This window comes from Mesorhizobium sp. M1423, assembly GCF_040317575.1.
Lineage (GTDB): Bacteria > Pseudomonadota > Alphaproteobacteria > Rhizobiales > Rhizobiaceae > Mesorhizobium.
In genome coordinates this window covers 131,563-148,464 of sequence record NZ_JAMYKU010000008.1, presented here as the reverse complement: position 1 = coordinate 148,464, position 16,902 = coordinate 131,563, and the positions used below count along the sequence as shown (strand labels likewise).

At 59.0% G+C, this 16,902-nt stretch carries 11 protein-coding genes and 3 pseudogenes; 11 read left to right on the top strand and 3 right to left on the bottom strand.

All coding sequences use genetic code 11. From position 1 onward, the window contains the following. The first annotated feature begins 25 nt into the window (after positions 1-25). From NKG95_RS12725 to NKG95_RS12700, 6 genes are all read left to right on the top strand, one after another. On the top strand, positions 26-1,108 hold the full coding sequence (locus NKG95_RS12725; RefSeq protein ID WP_353040889.1) for an amidohydrolase family protein: 1,083 nt from the start codon (positions 26-28) through the stop codon (positions 1,106-1,108). Positions 1,109-1,119: 11 nt separating this feature from the next. Then, positions 1,120-1,473: a Rieske (2Fe-2S) protein gene (locus NKG95_RS12720; RefSeq protein ID WP_352531696.1), complete on the top strand. Its 354-nt coding sequence runs from the start codon at positions 1,120-1,122 to the stop codon at positions 1,471-1,473. A gap of 112 nt (positions 1,474-1,585) precedes the next feature. Continuing rightward, positions 1,586-3,193: an ABC transporter substrate-binding protein gene (locus tag NKG95_RS12715; protein ID WP_353040888.1), complete on the top strand. Its 1,608-nt coding sequence runs from the start codon at positions 1,586-1,588 to the stop codon at positions 3,191-3,193. A gap of 100 nt (positions 3,194-3,293) precedes the next feature. Beyond that, the gene (locus NKG95_RS12710) at positions 3,294-4,340 is read left to right on the top strand and encodes an ABC transporter permease (protein WP_031194803.1); all 1,047 of its coding nucleotides are present in this window, start codon (positions 3,294-3,296) and stop codon (positions 4,338-4,340) included. Positions 4,341-4,354: 14 nt separating this feature from the next. After that, the gene (locus tag NKG95_RS12705) at positions 4,355-5,221 is read left to right on the top strand and encodes an ABC transporter permease (protein ID WP_502896978.1); all 867 of its coding nucleotides are present in this window, start codon (positions 4,355-4,357) and stop codon (positions 5,219-5,221) included. Beyond that, positions 5,211-6,842 (top strand): ABC transporter ATP-binding protein, encoded by a 1,632-nt coding sequence (locus NKG95_RS12700; protein ID WP_353040886.1) that lies wholly within the window; start codon positions 5,211-5,213, stop codon positions 6,840-6,842. The genes NKG95_RS12705 and NKG95_RS12700 overlap by 11 nt, the downstream gene beginning before the upstream one ends. Positions 6,843-7,184: 342 nt before the next feature. On the opposite strand, the gene NKG95_RS12695 is transcribed toward NKG95_RS12700, so the two are convergent. Further along, positions 7,185-8,057 (bottom strand): ferritin-like domain-containing protein, encoded by an 873-nt coding sequence (locus tag NKG95_RS12695; RefSeq protein WP_353040884.1) that lies wholly within the window; start codon positions 8,055-8,057, stop codon positions 7,185-7,187. 521 nt (positions 8,058-8,578) lie between these two features. Here NKG95_RS12695 and NKG95_RS12690 point away from each other — a divergent pair. The 5 genes and pseudogenes from NKG95_RS12690 to NKG95_RS12670 form a co-directional block, all read left to right on the top strand. Next, a complete protein-coding gene (locus tag NKG95_RS12690) occupies positions 8,579-8,791 on the top strand; it encodes a cold-shock protein (RefSeq protein ID WP_031194806.1) in 213 nt (70 codons plus the stop codon). A 435-nt stretch (positions 8,792-9,226) separates the two neighbouring features. Continuing rightward, positions 9,227-9,493: a BrnA antitoxin family protein gene (locus NKG95_RS12685; RefSeq protein ID WP_031194808.1), complete on the top strand. Its 267-nt coding sequence runs from the start codon at positions 9,227-9,229 to the stop codon at positions 9,491-9,493. A 153-nt stretch (positions 9,494-9,646) separates the two neighbouring features. Further along, a pseudogene (locus NKG95_RS12680) lies at positions 9,647-10,444 on the top strand (metallophosphoesterase family protein); the annotation flags it as partial. Positions 10,445-10,676: 232 nt separating this feature from the next. Next, positions 10,677-11,198: pseudogene (locus NKG95_RS12675) on the top strand (ATP-binding protein); the annotation flags it as partial. 1,985 nt (positions 11,199-13,183) lie between these two features. Continuing rightward, a pseudogene (locus tag NKG95_RS12670) lies at positions 13,184-13,318 on the top strand (DUF1236 domain-containing protein); the annotation flags it as partial. A 206-nt stretch (positions 13,319-13,524) separates the two neighbouring features. Here the strand turns inward: NKG95_RS12670 and NKG95_RS12665 are convergent. Together NKG95_RS12665 and ligD are read right to left on the bottom strand one after the other, a co-directional pair. Beyond that, complete coding sequence (locus tag NKG95_RS12665) at positions 13,525-13,809, bottom strand: DUF982 domain-containing protein (protein ID WP_353040882.1); 285 nt, start codon at positions 13,807-13,809, stop codon at positions 13,525-13,527. Between the two features lie 542 nt (positions 13,810-14,351). After that, positions 14,352-16,121: a DNA ligase D gene (ligD, locus tag NKG95_RS12660; protein ID WP_353040881.1), complete on the bottom strand. Its 1,770-nt coding sequence runs from the start codon at positions 16,119-16,121 to the stop codon at positions 14,352-14,354. Positions 16,122-16,902: the final 781 nt, after the last annotated feature.

Sequence of the window (16,902 nt, the reverse complement as noted above, 5' to 3'; positions counted from 1 at the left end):
GGCTGAAGCTACGGAGCTGAGCAACGTGTTCATAGTCGACTGCGATTGTCACAATTACTGGTCAAGCGCGACCGTATTGGAGCCCTACCTTTCCGGCCTATGGAAGGACATGTTCGTTGAAGGCGAGAAGACAGGCCCCGTTGGCGCCTTCCCGCATGGCCATCGTCCCTGGTTTCATCCGCAGGACTTCTCCCGCAAGGACGTCCGTCCGAAAACGGAAGCCGACAACTATCTCATCATGAAAGAGAAGCACCTCGACAAGTACAAGGTCGATGTGGCGATCCTGACCGGCGACGAGCCGATCGAGGCTTCCACCCTCGCCAATCCCTATTATGCCAGCGCCCTCGTCAGCGCCTACAATGACTACCAGATCGACCAATGGCTGCCGAAGGACGATCGCTTCATGGGCTCGATCATCATCGCGCCACAGGATCCGAAGCTCGCGGCCGGCGAGATACGCCGCTTGGGCAATCATCCGCGCATGGTTCAGGTTCTTGCCTCGCAAGGCTCCGTCAAGCCGTATGGCGACCCGTTTTACCATCCGATCTATGAAGCATGCGCCGAAGTGGGGCTGCCCTTTGCCATTCATCTGGGCGGCCATGGCGGCGTGAATTCGACCGCGATTGCTCCTGCCCCGACGACGTTCTTCTGGGAGACGCACGCCATCCTGCACATGTCGGCGATTTCACATGTCGCAAGCATGATTGCGCATGGCGTCTTCGAAAAATGGCCGGACCTCTACTTCGTCGTCATCGAATGCGGCGTCGCCTGGGTGCCGTCGGTATTGTGGCGCCTGGATGCGGATTACAAAGCGCTGCGCAAAGAGACGCCATGGCTGAAGATGCTGCCCTCGGAATATTGCCGGCGCAACATCCGCTTTTCCACGCAGCCGCTGGAGCAGCCCGCAAACATTCAGCATCTCTGGTCCACTCTCGAAGCGATGGACGGCGAAAATACGCTGATGTTTGCCTCCGATTATCCGCATTGGGATTACGACGACGCCAACACGCTGCCAATCCCTCCCGCCTGGAAGAGCAAGATCATGGGGCTGAATGCGCTGGAGGTTTACAAACGCATCCCCCGCGCGCAAGCGGCGAATGCCGCCTGAGGAAGCAGACGATGCCCGAGAAGACATATATTTGCCGTGTCGACGAGATCGAAACCGGATCTGCCTTCATCGCCAAGATCCGCAGCCTTTCGGTTGGCGTTTTCCGCATCGGAGATTCATTCCACGCGCTGCTGAACGTTTGTCCGCACCGCGGCGCTCCGCTTTGCGAGGGGCCGCAATGCGGAACAACTGCACCGGTCGAACAGGCGCAATTCATCTACCATCGCGAAAACGAGATTGTGCGCTGCGCCTGGCATGGCTGGGAATTCGACATCAAATCAGGCGCGGCTTTGGTCGATCCGTCCGTTCGCGCGCGCACATTTCCAGTCACCGTCGAGGCGGGGAGCATCTATGTGACGGCCTGATTGAGGTATGGATTCGAGGAGCTAGAAGAAAAGGTGATCGCGGCTAATGAGCAGATTTTTTCACAGGTGATTGACGAACAATAACGCGGAAAATCCGCAATGGGAGAGTCAAATGTCAGAATCTGAATACAAGCTTGGTATCGCTCAAAGCCTGATTGGTCACGGCAAGATTTCCCGCCGTGACTTCATTCATCTTGGGCTGGCCGCTGGGCTGACGGTCACCGCTGCGGACAAGCTCTTTGTCAGCACGGCCCGGGCCGAACCGCTGCAGGGCGGCTTCGCCAAGCTCGGCATGGCACATGGCGCAACGACCGATTCGATCGATCCGGCCGGCTACCCGGACACATTCACACAAACGGCATTCTCCGGCTCGATGTCCAACAGCCTCACCGAGGTCGACGCGAAAGGTAACGTCCAACCGGATCTTGCCGAGAGCTTTGAATCATCCGACGGCGCCAAAACCTGGGTCTTCAAGCTGCGCAAGGGCGCAACCTTCCACAATGGCAAGAATGTGACGGCGGACGATGTCGTGACTTCGCTGCGCTATCATATGGGCGACGAAACCAAATCGGCGGCGAAGCCGCTGCTTGAGCCCGTGGCCAGCATCAAGGCGGATGGCCCGGAGACGGTTGTCTTCACGCTGAAGAGCGGCAACGCCGATTTCCCCTACATCATGAGTGACTACCATCTGGTCATCATGCCGGCCAAGGACGGCAAGGCGGATTGGGGATCGGGCGTTCGCACCGGTGCTTTCGTGCTCGAGAATTTCCAGCCCGGCGTCTCGGCCAAACTCAAGCGCAATCCGAACTATTTCAAGAACGGCAAGCCCTATCTCGACGAGGTGGAGTTCATCGCCATCACCGATCTCGCCGCTCGCATGGCCGCGTTATCGACAGGGGAGGTGGACTATATTGGCCGCGCCGACCTCAAGACCCTCGGCATGTTGAAACGCAATCCCAAGGTGGAGATCGTCGAGGTCACCGGCTATGGCCACTATACCTTGCCGATGAATGTCACGGTTGCGCCGTTCGACAATCCAGACGTCCGAATGGCTTTGAAATGGGCGATTAACCGTCAGGAGATCGTCGACAAGATCTTTCTCGGCCACGCCACGGTGGCCAACGACAACCCGATCGCCCCGGCGATCAAATTCGCCACGAATCCGCAGCCGCAGCACAGTTTCGATCCGGAAAAATCCAAGCATTACCTGAAAAAGGCCGGAATGGAAAAGCTGAAGGTGGACCTCTCGGTCGCCGATGCCGCCTTTGCCGGCGCTGTGGACGCGGCTGCCCTCATCCGCGAGACGGCAGCCCAGTGCGGCATCGACGTAAACGTCGTGCGTGAGGCCGAGGACGCCTATTGGGACAATGTCTGGCTCAAGAAACCTTGGTGCGCTTCCTATTGGAGCGGTCGCGCGACGGCCGACTGGATGTTCACGCAAGCCTTCGCCGCAGACTCCAGCTGGAACGAGTCGTTCTGGAAAAATCCCCGCTTCAACGAGTTGCTTGTCCAGGCGCGCGCCGAGACGGACGAGGCCAAGCGGGCGGCAATGTATGCCGAGATGCAGCAACTGACCCATGATGATGGCGGCAGCATCGTGCTGGTCTTCAATAATTTCGTCAGCGCCAAATCCAGTAAGCTCGCACATGGCGAGGTGGCGCCGAACTGGGAGAATGATGGATTGAAGATGGCCGAACGCTGGTGGATCGCCACTGCGTGAGAGTGCGGGCCGGACCCGCGATGGCTATTAGGCTCCGGCTTGCAACCGCGTGCCCTGACTGGTGTGGCAGGGCGGCGGCAGCAACGAGAAACGCGTACCCATGAACCCCGTCGCAAGAACGGTTCTGCAGCGCCTTGGCCTCGGCCTGGTCACGCTGTTCATCGTGTCCATCATCATCTTCTCTGCGATTGCAATGCTGCCGGGCGACTTCGCCAAGGCGATGCTCGGGCAATCGGCGACACCCGAAACGGTCGTCGCCTTCCAGCGAGAAATCGGCATCGACCGTCCGCCTGTCGAGCGCTACTTCGTCTGGGTCGGGCAGATGCTCCACGGTGATTTCGGCTCTTCATTCGCGAGCCGCACCGGATACCGGCGCACCGTCGCCGAGATTATCGCCCCGCGCCTCTACAATACGATGTTCCTTGCATCGATGACCGCGCTGATAGCAGTTCCGCTGGCCCTGGGATTGGGCATCCTCGCTGCGCTCTACCGCAATGGCTGGTTCGACCGGCTGGTGAACGCAGTGACGCTGACGACCATTTCGTTCCCCGAGTTTTTCGTCGCCTATATGCTTGCCTACCTCGTCATCTCGCGCGACACGTTCATCGGATCCGAGTTCGCACAATCCCTGCCGCACTGGCTCGCGGTCTCGCTGAACTGGATACTCAATGCAGTTCCTAAGTTCCCGACATTGTCGAATGTGAACGATCAGACGCCGTTTTGGGAACATGTCTGGAGAGTAGCCTTGCCGGCGATCACTCTTACGCTCGTCATCGTGGCGCACATGATGCGAATGACACGAGCGGCGATCATCAACATGCTGGCAAGCCCATATATCGACATGGCGCGTCTCAAGGGAATGTCGCCCATGGCCATCGTACTCAGGCATGCCTTGCCCAACGCATGGGCTCCGATCGTCACGGTGGTGGCGTTCAATCTTGCTTATCTCGTCGTCGGAGTGGTCGTGGTCGAAGTGGTATTCGTCTATCCCGGCATCGGTCAGCTGATGGTTGACGCGGTCAAATCAAGGGATGTTCCGGTTGTCCAGGCCTGCGCCCTGATTTTCGCCGCGACCTACATCCTGCTCAATCTGACCGCCGATATTATTTCCATCGCCACCAATCCAAGACTCTTGCATCCACGATGACCAGCTACGAACCCATGGCTCAGGTTCACAGGCTGAGGCGCTCGCGCGCCACCCGTGCGAAAACGGCGCTGAAGAAGGCACCCTTCAGTGCATGGTTCGGCATCCTCGTGATCCTCGGTTATGTCATCGTTGCGGTGTTCGCGCATTGGATAGCCCCATACGGCGAAACGCAGGTCTTCAGCGAAGCCTTTGCACCGTGGAGCCAGCAGTTCAAATTGGGAACCGACCAGCTCGGCCGGGACATGCTCACGCGCCTGATTTACGGTGCGCGCAACACCATCGGTATCGCCGTCGCGACCACATTGCTGTCCTTCGCGGTCGGCGTCTCGCTCGGCCTTCTTGCCGCATTGTATAGGGGATGGCTCGACCAGATACTGTCGCGTGCGGTGGACGTGTTGATGTCGATCCCAAGCCTGATCTTCGCCCTGGTGCTGCTCTCGATCTTCGGCTCGTCGATCACCAGCCTGATAATCATCATTGCGCTGCTCGATTCCACCCGCGTCTTTCGGCTCGCACGCGCCGTCGGGCTTAACGTGGCAGTGATGGAATATGTCGAGGTGGCGCGATTGCGCGGCGAAGGCCCGAAATGGATCATCGCCAAGGAAATCCTTCCCAATGTCATGCCGCCGCTGGTCGCGGAGTTCGGTTTGCGATTTTGCTTCGTATTCCTCACGATCGCGGCACTGTCCTTCCTGGGCGTCGGTATTCAGCCGCCGACCGCTGATTGGGGGTCGATGGTGCGCGAGAATGCGACCCTGATCACCTACGGTGATGTCACGCCGCTGCTGCCGGCCGGCGCGATTGCCCTCCTTACAGTCTCCGTGAATTTCGTCGTCGACTGGTTCCTGCACGCAACCAGCGGGTTGCGCGATGAAAGGTAGCGGTCCGGGCTCGCGCGAAAAAGGCAAGGATCTGCTGCAGATCCGCAACCTACATGTCGAGGGTTTCTCGGACGAGCGGTGGCATCCCATCGTCCGCGGGGTCGATCTGGCGCTGAAGCGGGGGGAGGTTCTTGGCCTGATCGGCGAGTCAGGCGCCGGCAAATCCACCATTGGCCTCGCCGCGATGGGTTACGCCAAGCCGGGCTGCCGTATTACACAGGGCTCGATCCTGTTCGACGGAATCAATCTTCTGGCACTCAGCGAAACAGGGCGGCGTCGCCTCAGAGGCTCCCGCATTGCCTATGTCGCGCAAAGCGCAGCGGCCTCTTTCAATCCGGCCCACCGACTTCTTGACCAGACTGTCGAAACAGTCGTGGCCCATGGGATTGCCAGCCGCGAGAAAGCGAACCGGAGTGCCGTCGATCTCTATCGCCGTCTTCAGCTTCCAGATCCGGAGACGATCGGCTTTCGCTATCCTCATCAGGTTTCCGGCGGACAGTTGCAACGGGCAATGACCGCGATGGCGATGGCTTGCCGTCCGGACCTCATCGTCTTTGACGAGCCAACGACGGCGCTCGATGTGACGACGCAGGTCGAAGTTCTCGCCTCCATTCGCAACATCGTGGAGGAATTCAACACCGCTGCAATCTATGTGACGCATGATCTGGCGGTGGTGGCGCAAATGGCGGACCGGATCATGGTTTTGCGCCATGGACTTACCGTGGAGGAGGCAGAAACGCGCCAGATGCTCGCCTCGCCCAGCCAGGAATATACCAAGACGCTCTGGGCCGTGCGCAAGCTCGCCAAGCCCGAAGTTCCGGCCGATGACTATCTGCTTACGATAGACAACGTCACGGCGGCCTACGGCCGGGCGGTTAAGGTGCTCCAGGATGTCTCCATCAAAGTTCCACGTGGAAGAACGGTGGCTGTGGTCGGCGAATCCGGTTCCGGGAAATCGACGCTCGCTCGCGTTGTTACCGGCCTGCTGCCGCCGCTTTCGGGATCGATTTCCTTTGCTGGCCAGGCCCTTTCCAAGACCCTGAAGGCGCGCCCAAAAGAGATCTTGCGCCGCATACAGATGATTTATCAAATGCCCGACAACGCCCTAAATCCGCGCCAGACGGTCGAAGAAGTCATAGCTCGTCCGCTTGAATTCTACCTCGGCCTCAAGGGTGCACAGCGGGATAGGCGGATCGGCGAACTCATGCACATGGTCGAGATGAGCGAAACTTACCTGGATCGTCTGCCGGCCGAACTGTCGGGGGGTCAGAAGCAGCGCGTTTGCATCGCCCGAGCGTTGGCTGCCGATCCGGAACTCATCATCTGCGACGAAATCACGTCCGCGCTCGACCAGATTGTGCAGGAGGAAATCCTGAAGCTCTTAATGCGGCTTCAGCGCGAGCTCGGCATGAGCTACATTTTCATCACCCATGACATTGCCACCGTGCGAGCGATCGCCGACGAGATTGTGGTCATGCACCAGGGGAAAGTCGTTGAGCAGGGATTAAAGAGCGAAGTTCTCACGCCGCCGCATGCCCCCTATACCGAACGGCTTTTGTCCTCCGTGCCGGAAATGGATCCGGATTGGCTCACAAGGCTGCTCGCCAGCCGGAGGATGTGATCGTCGGGCAGAGCGTCGCGTGTCTTCCATATCGCCACCATTTTACAGCTTGGCGGTCGGCCGTACGGAACAATGCGGGAAAATTGGCGGTTCTCGCCGCACCAACTGCAGAGCCTGCTTCTCGGCAAAGCGGTCGGTTCGTTCCGTCCATCGTAACTAACCGAGCGCACTTTCCTGACGTTCTTGTGAACGCCGCAATGATCGCGGTTCGGAATTCAATCAATCTTGGGTGGGGACTCCTGCAGCGGATTTGAATCGTGATCGTCGCGCAGCCGTACCAGCAGTGCCGACCGCAGGTCCGCTGCGTCTCTTCCGGCGATCCGATCGCCTGTCGCGAGCGGGTCAGGTGCTCTTCAGCGTCCCGTTCATCCCTTCCGGATAGAAGCCACCCTTGCTGACGCCGTCCTTGTCGGTGAGATAGACGATCCGCAGCACTTCTTTCGGCGTCCTGGTGAACGCGATCGCGTCCGGCGTTGAAGGAACGATGTTGGCTTTCCCGTCCACCTGGATCCCCTGGTCCTTATCGTCCGATCCGTCGATTTTGTCTCGGGCATCGGAGACGGCGTTGGCGGCCTTCCAGGCTTTCTCTCCCTTCCGGTATAGAGTGGAGCGCGCCATTCCCATGTGGTAGGCCTCGACCGCCAATATGCCCGCCGCGGCGGCGAGGAAGTCCTTGTTCTTCAGAAGCGTCGCAGCACCGGCATAGGCGGTGACGCCGACATCCTCGAACAGCATGCCGCCGAGAACAAAGTTCGTTTCGTTGCCAAAGGGGTCGAAGTCCGGCCCGAGGCCCGCTGCCTCCACAACCGCTTTGAACCCAGCATCGAAATCGATGGCCGGCCTGTCGACTGCGTTCTTTGCAAGCGTCTTGCGGTAGAACCGGACATGCGCGAGTTCGTTTTCAGCAACCTCCTGCATGAATTCGCCGATGGCGGGTGTCTCGAAGGACACTTTCTTTCCGCCGACCACATCGCCGGGTTTCGAACCGGCATCGGCGGCGTCGATGCCTTTTCCGGTGGTGCCGCGAAGGTAGTATTCGGCCTCCATGTATTCCAGGTTGAGCGCAAAGCGGAAAATGTCCTCGTCCTGCACTTCCTCCTTGGCGTAGGCGCAAGAAACCGGCGCCAGGCCCGTCGTGGCGGCGAGGCTGGCTCCCAGCCCAAACTGCAATGCGCGGCGACGGGAAAGGTGGAGTGAAGGGATGGCACGTATCATGGCTTCCTCCCAAAAGCCCGCCGGCGTCACCTGTTGGCACCTTATCGCGGGCAACGCGCCCAACTCCGCCATAGGCGAAATGTTCCTGTAAAGGTCGGACTTTGCAGGGGTCGTGCTCCCGGATCAATGGCTTTTTGGGCAGCGTAACGTCGGAGTTGGCATCGACTATTTGTGACCAAGCCTCGAGTCTAGACATTGAGGTGACACATTATGAGCCGGATAGGCTACGCCCGCGTCAGCACGGTCGACCAAGAACTCGAAACGCAAGTCGGCAAGCTAAGGGCCGGAGGGAAACGAGCGGGCCGTGATAACCCAGGACAGCAAGGATGGCTGGAGGGGCTTCACGCCGGAAAGGAAAATTCCTGTCGACTTGTGAGACGAGTGGGCCATCCGAGAGAAGTTGGTATTCTGGTCGATCCATCCGGCCTTGCGATTTCTCGCTTTTGCTGCGTCTATCTATGAACCGGTCTGGCCTCTTCGTCGGATCAAACACGCTGGGAAGTCACAAGGAGTATATGCACATGGCAACTGGAACCGTGAAGTGGTTCAACAGCACTAAAGGGTTTGGGTTTATCCAACCCGACGATGGCGGTCAGGACGTTTTTGTTCACATCTCCGCCGTCGAGCGCGCTGGTTTGTCGAACCTCGTTGAGGGCCAAAAGATCAACTACGACATCGAGCAGGATCGACGTACCGGCAAGTCTTCTGCTGGCAATCTCCGCAAAGCAGGTTGATTTCTCTGGCGCGCCGTGGCGAAAGCCGCAGGAGCGCGGCAAGTCGCGCATGTACTGACCGCCGTGTAAAAAAAGCGCGCGAAGCTTGGTGTGATGGAGAGACCTGGGCAGCAGATTGCTGTGACGCTTCAGAAACGATCGTGTGAACCAGGTTGTCAGGTAACGGAAGGCGGGAAGTCCCCCGCGTTTTTCGCGTTTGCGTCCTCCAGCGTAGGATGGTTGGCGACGTGGTGTTGCCCCGTGGAGCACTTTGGCTTGTTGTATCCTACAGCAATGTCATTGAAGATAGCCTGAGTTGGCCCCACATGGACATCGCGTCGGATTTTTCCTCCCCCTTTGGAGGTTTAAGCTGCCTTCATACTTGGCCAGGCTCAATTACGATGCGCATTCGCACTGAGCCGCTCGACAAGCATTATGACCAGTCAGGATCATCAAATGGCAAATCCTCCACGCCGACCCACAAATCCGATGTCAGCCGCTGAAGCCGCCTTCAAGCCGATCAAAAAGCCGGCGGCGCCGGTTCGCGAACCGTCGGCTGCTCCAAATGTCAGAGAGCTTGTTTCGATCAGGATCGATAGGGCGGTGCTGGACCACTTCCAGGAAGATGGACCGGGCTGGCAGGATCGGATCAACGACACCTTGCGGCGCGCTATCTCCAAAGAACCGACGAATGCCGATGACAAACGATCAGACGACTACTGATCGGCACGGCGCTGATAGCGGCGACGCAGATGGAGTTGAACGGAAGCATAAGCGTAAGCGATTGCGCACCATTTGGACAACCGACAACGCGCATCCTGGAATTTTTTCACCGAGCCGCGGCCGAACCCCTCTATGCTCCGGGCGGAGACCCGAATGGCATTTCGATTCGTACACACGGCCGACATTCACCTCGACTCGCCGCTACGTTCGCTGGCGCTGCGAAACCCTGATCTTGCCGAACTTGTGGGGGACGCCAGTCGCCAGGCATTTGTCTCGATAATAGACCTCTGCCTTGCGGAACGTGCCGATGCGCTCGTCATTGCCGGCGATCTTTATGATGGCGACCAGACGTCGATGAAAACCGCCCGTTTCCTGGCGTCGCAAATGACACGCCTCCACCAGGCCGGCATCAGGGTTTTCAAGATCCGCGGAAACCACGACGCCTTATCGCGCATATCGAAACAGCTCGTTTTTCCTGACACGGTCACGATCTTCGGCGGCCGCCCCCAGTCGGTGCTGCAAACGGCCGGCGGGCTTGACGTCGCATTCCATGGATTGAGCTTCGCGAACCCAAAGGCCCCGGAAAGCCTGCTGCCCAAATATCCGGCGGCCCGGGAAGGGGCGGTCAATGTGGGCATCATGCACACCAGCCTCGCTGGATCGCCCGGTCACGATGTCTATGCCCCTTGCAGCATCGCTGACCTGCACGGCCATAGTTTTGACTATTGGGCGCTTGGGCACATCCACGTGCGCCAAGTCCATCCTGGAGCAAGCACCGTTGTGATGACGGGAATGCCGCAGGGCAGGGACATCAACGAGGCCGGAGAGAAATCCGCCACTCTGGTCACGATACGAGATGACCGGTCCGTCGAGATCGAGGAAAAACTGACCAGTATCGCGCAGTTCGAGCGGGCGAGCGTCGATCTGACCGGGACGGTCGAATGGTCTGAGGGCCGTTGCCGAGCTTGAGGAGCAGCTGTCGGTAGAGCTCGCGGTGGAAGGGTTCGACCAGGCGCGTTCGATGCTGGATTCTGTCGAGATCGATAGTCTCCTGGTCGAGAAGGCTGAAAGTGAGCAACGGCTTCGGGATCTCGATGAAGCGATACAACAGCAGCTTATTCGCCAGACCCGGGCGACCGACAAGCTGGACGCGATTGGCGGCGACAGCGCGGTTGCGCGGATAGATGCCGAGCGCCGCACCGTCTTGCTGGAAATCGAAGAAAAGGCAGTCCGCTACATCGAGCTGAAACTGGGCATCATGGCTGCCGGGAACGCTCTGCGCGTGTACCGCGAACGCCATCGCTCCGCGATGATGAAGCGGGCATCTGACGCATTCGCACTCATCACGCGCGGTCAGTATTCGGGGCTTGCGACCCAACCTGTGAAGGGCGGGGAAGTCCTCATCGCATTGCAGCGCGACGGGCAGTCCAAGGTCGCCGACGCACTATCAAAGGGTGCGCGTTTTCAGCTCTACCTGGCGCTGCGGCTTGCCGGATACTACGAGTTCGCCCAGTTTCGACCCTCGGTGCCATTCATTGCCGACGACATCATGGAGACCTTCGACCATTTCCGGTCCGAGGAGGTTTTCAGGTTGTTTGGTGAGATGGCAAGCGCTGGCCAGGTGATTTATCTGACGCATCACCAGCACCTTTGCGAGATCGCGAAGGCTGTTGTTCCCGGCGTTACAATTCACGAGCTCGGATAGTCGCCTGCCATCGCGTGGGATGAGTTGAGCCCCAGCTGCAAACTGAAAGTAAACGGCGGGGCCGTCAGAAGGACGCGAACTGATCGGCGAGGCCGCCTCGGCGTCGGGAACGCGTTCCCATCTTCCGCGGACGCAGGTGCCGTTTCCACGGTCAATCGATGAACGCTCGAGGCCTTCATTTTTCCCCAGTCGCAATCCAGAACGCTGCGACACCCGGCTTCGCACGACATCAGGGGAACGATATCGGCCCCAATGTATTAGAGATCTATGGACACTATGGAACCCCAGGGCCATGGGAGAGCGGCCGATATTTTGACATCGGAAGTTGCCAATACCAGGCAGCGCATCCACCGGACCGAGCTCGCGCTTCAACGCACTGAAGAAATGCTAGCCGAGAATCTCGCGCTGTGCAGCAGGCTGCGAACTGCGGTCGAGGCCGCAGACCGCTTGGTGAAGAACGATCCCCGCAGCTTTGAAATACATGGGGCGGGTTGAACTGGGCCGGCGTTTCGTTCGTCGCGACCTCCAGGCCACCGGCGCCACCACTCTCGCTCCAGAACTGTGCCCGCCACATCGACGTCTGAGCTGCACGCTCGCGAACAGCCGGAACCAACGGCGACAATAAGCGGTTTACAAATCGAAGGGACCGCAATGGATTCGGAATAATGGAACTTTTGGATATGGAACTGGCGAGAGCCCGACAGCGGCTTAACCGGGCGGAACGCTCCCTCGAACGTGCAAATGACATGCTGGATGAAGGCTGCGGTGTCGGCATCAATCTCGCGTTGTGCAGCAGGATCCGGGCTGCGCAACGACGCGTGGCCGAGGCGAGATCGCGGTTGGCGAAGATCGTTCCTGGCAACACGGACACAGCCGCACGGTTTGAGCCTTTTGGCCGCTAGCCGCACACCGATCTAGCGGCAGAGCGAGGTCGGACTCATGGGGCGTTCGCTCGAGCTCCTCAGTATTTTGACGAGTTCTCTAAGGCCATCAATGAACTCACCACCGGCGAAAAACGGCTGGCTCATCCGCCGGGCTGGAGAAACACCAGCGTTCGGCAAAGTACGCGAGCGCCAATGGCTCAGCCTCCACTTGTCCAGTACGAGGCAAGCAGGGATCCTCGCTGCCGTGGTCTGATCGTCGAGCGGCACCATGAGATCATTGGGCTCCAGAAGCAAAACGGCGCCTGGCAAGGTGATGTCATGGAACAAGCTGAGGTGCGAATATGAGCCCCGAGGCGTGTTCGTAACGTTATCTTTCTCCCCGCTATGGAGTAGCGGCTGGGGAATTTTTGGGACGAAGAATGCTACGCTTCGCTCTCACGATCTCGAGCAGATCGGTGTCGTTCGAGCCTGTCTCTCGAAAGGCGGCAACTATTTGCATTGCGAGCATTTGGCCAGCTTGGGAGGAGCGGGCGATCTTCTCCCCACTGCAGAGTTGGTCGAAAACGCGTTGGCAAAGGTCCAGATCGGATGGGTATAGACCGGCTCGTTTGAAAGGCATTTTGAACCCCCAAGCTTCAGAAGACCGTCGCTGTAGTAGCCGATGCATCAAAAGTAGTGCCCGTCAGGATGCACGAGTCAAGGGTGCGTAAAAAGCGAACATGAGGCCGGATATGGAATCCCAACTCTTGGTTGGAGTGCGGCGGGTTTTTCAATGGCGATGTCGCAGCTTTTTCACTGCCTTGGTGAGGTCTGGCGGTCGTTGCCGATCTTTTTAATCAGCTTGCTGAGTTGACTTGGCGAAATGCAATTTTCCCGCGCGAAACGTTCCACCTCATAAACGCATCGATCGATGGGCGGCCTCGGTCGACGTAGGCTTGGTTGCCCTTGTTCTCGTTCATTTCCGTTTTCCTACTCACTCAGCAGCTGCAAATGAGAATCCGCCCGCCACTCCTCGATTTGGCGGGCGGATCCCATCAGCGCAGGAAGGGACTCTAGCTGCGCAGATACAATTTCTGGGGACTGTTTGAGCGTCATTTCTCGAATGTCGGCTCGAAGCTTCCCGACACCGTCGAGCTTCACGAAATCCCCAACGTGAAATATCGCTACGTCGTCGTTGACAACCGGACTGTTGTCGTTGACCCGGGCACACGTAAGATCGTGAAAGTCATCCCGTAACCTGACGACTGAGAGAACAGCCCGCCGTTTCGAAAGGTACGGCGGGAAGGTAGCGACCGGAGAAGCGCAAGGGGGGAATCGAAGCCAGTCTATCCTCTCTGTCGGTCTGACTTTCCAACACCCGCATTGCAACTTCGCCGTCGTCAAGAACGGCGGCTGGTTTCGCGAAGCCTGCCAGCGGTCCAGATGCCGAGATCGGTGTGAGCTCACACCACGTCTCTAACAACCGCATCTAATTTCGTGAGGCCTACGCTCGAAGGCCTTTGCGTAAAAAGTCCCTGTTCGATTGCGGCCGCCTTGAAGGCATCGATCGCAGCTTGTTGGTTGCAATGACCGGCCAAGCATTCCCTGATCATTCGGACGGCTTCGAGCCGCCGCGGCTTGGCCACGTATGGCCATGGTTGTTCAAGCGCTTTCGCAGCATCAGCGATCGTCCTGACCACCGTCGCGTTGCTATTGAGATAGATTGTAATCGGAACGAACGCCGGCACTCTTGCCTCTCCCCACAATTCGACGCGGCTAAACGCAAAACCATGGCGATGGTTGCATGAACGTACATCATCGCGTATTCAAGCCCCGCTACCCGATGCAATTGAGACTGAACAGGCTCTTCTCGGGGCAATCCTAAACTCAAATGACGCCCGTTGGCGGGTCGCTCGGCCTTGGCAAAATCAATAAGGCTGGGGCGCAAGGCAGGAACGCCTGCAACAGCTGTGGCGGACAAGCCAAAACGAGCTGCTCGCGCCGCAGCGGTGACAAGAATTCCATCGGCAGTCAAGTCACCAGAGAAGAAGGCGCGCAACGCGCTCGTGAAAGCATAGTGTGCTGCATTCGACAGAGATGTGAGGCCGCTTGGGTTGGGTAGTTTGTGGGGCCGAATGAACTGGTGGAGGCCAGGGAAGCCACCCTGCCGCATCGGAAACTCTGAGGATGCAGCGAGGCGCAATGCTCCACATATATGCAGCGGAGGAATCTCAGACGGGCCTTCCGTCGCGTGTGGGCCGCGAGCGCGCGAGTTGGCGGCTCTCGAACGCTACGCTGCCCTTTTCTTGACCGCCGTGAAGGGATGGCAGATCGTGAAGGCATCCGGCTTAATGCCACGCGCAACCTGGCTCCAGGTCACAGGATGCGCGATCGGGAAGCCGGGCCGCGCTCGCGGCGAGAAGGCGCCAGCGGCCGTGTTGCCACGCCCGTTGCGCAGATAGTCGACAAAGATTCGGCCTATTCGGGCTGCCGGATCGGCTGACAGCAAATACCGGTCGGGTTCAGCGTCGACAAGACACTGACCAAGGGACTTTGCGAGCTGCCGGGCGCGCTCGTGGGTGATCTTCGTTTGAAGCGGGGCCATCAGGTGGATCCCCTTGCCGCCTGTGACCTTCGGCCAACTCTTCAGACCTGCCGCCTCAATGATGTCGCGCAGCGCCAAAGCGGCATCGATCACTTCATACCATTTGACGCCTTCGCCGGGATCGAGGTCCAGAACGACGCGATCGGCATGCTCGATGTCGTCCACCGTAGCGTTCCAGGGATGAACCTCCACGGCGTCCATTTCGACCAGTCCGAGCAAACCGGAAAGATCATCCACCCACACGCGCACCCCTTCACCACCCTCGCGCTTCTGGACCCGCAATTGGTGCACTGCTGCGGGAATGTCCGGCAGCGGTCCCTTGTGATAGAAGATGGCCCCGAAGGCATGGCGAACCAGCTTCAGCGGCCGCCGGCCAAGATGAACCAACGCCTGATCGGCAACCCGTTCCCAGTAGCCGGCGAGCTCTTCTTTGGAGGGTGAGACCGCATCGGGCAGCAGCTGCAGGATGTTCTCGCGCGGGACGCCATGGTTCCGGTCCAGCCGTCGCTTCGACCGTGCGGGCGGTTTTGCCGGGATAGGCACGAGGTCTTCGCGCAATCCCTTGAACACCGCCTCGCGCAAGATGCCGCGATCAGTCACGCCAGTGAATTGCACCTCCGCCAGAACGTCTGGTCTGACCCAGGTCGCTTTGGGCTTGTCGACAGGCAGTGACAGCGGCGACTTGTCGGTGATCAGGGGGTTGAGCCGCTCGCGAAGACGTTGAGATGCTTCAAGCGTATAGCCGGTCTGGACCTTGCCTGCATAAAGCAGCCGGTCGTCCTGTCGCCTGCCAATGTAGAGCGATGCGATACGGCGCGGACGGGCGCCGAGCTTCTCGACGAAAGCCACAATTGGGAAAGTGTCGCTCTTGATACATTTGACTTTCACCCAACTCGTCTGGACGCCGGAGCCATAGGGCGCATCCGCTCGCTTGGACACGATCCCCTCCAGGCCCATCCTGCAGGCGTGAGCGAACATGTCGCTGCCGCTTACCTTGAGGTGCTCGGCATAGGTCAATCTCGGCGCTGTATCGCTCAGCAGCTTCTCCAGCGCGGCCTTGCGCTCAATCAGCGGCTGCTGGCGAAGGTCGCGCCCGTTAAGGTGCAGAAGATCGAATGCATAGAAGATAAGCCTGGGCGAGTTCGGGTTGCCCAACTCCCGCTCCAAGGCTTGATAGTCCGGCAGACCCGTGTCGCCGAGGACAACGGCTTCGCCATCGATGATCGCAGACTTTATCGGCAGGTTCGCCGCGGCCTGGACAATGCTCTTGTAGCGATGCGACCAGTCATAGCCGCGACGCGTGAAGGCTCGTGCTCTTCCCCCCTCGACGATGAGTTGGGTCCGGTAGCCATCGTACTTTATTTCGTGAAGCCATTCGCCGTCTTCGGGAGCTTTGGCCACCAGGGTGGGTGATTGAAACTCAATGAAGGAAAGCCGGTCCTTTGCGCTACTCATGAATCTGCGACTCCAGAAATCGACTCAAGCCGCAGGACTAGCGTCGGTTCCGGCTATTTTAGGAAAGTTGCAGAAAAGCTGGCTCGGTCGTCAGATCCTGGATGGACCACACTGTCCTTTGGTGAAAATTCAGTTCATGATCTTCGCGTCGACTCCGAAGATGCGATGGCCAACGATGTGTGGCGGACCAGCTGCATCGGTCGCAACCTCCAATCTGTCATGCACTCGGGTCCCAAGGCCGAGGATAGCAAGCTGATCGCAGCAGAAGCCGAGGGGCGCTGTCCGGGGCGATGACCCCTGGCTCGGACATCACCAACGAGGGCTGAGGCAACAACAATGCTTTGGGCACCGATGCGCTCATGGGCGAATTTCCAGTTCCTTCTCGTGGTCGCAATCGGCGTGAAGGGCGTCACCGCGTTGGCGTCGAGGTTTGAGGCTGTAGTTGCGGTTGTGCGCCAATTATCTAATCTCGATGCATGAGAAAGCATGCGGCGATCGCAGGTCGCCATGTAGTGTCCTAGCTTCTGTCTGTTTCAAGCCGCTCCCAACCGCGGCCTCGAATGGATGGACCGAGGACCGGCGACGCTGAACCTTCGCCTCGATCGTTTTAACGTCCGTCGCCGGCTTTTTCCGCCGCCTTTGGCTTTCCTTCGCGAAAAAAAGGCCGTGGCCGGCTGCCTTCCATTGCGTTCCAGCCCTAGCCCTAGCGGTAGGACCGATCGTCTCCGGTCTCACGACCACCATCGAGCCGCGATAGGCGCGGCCCGACAAACAGAAGGAA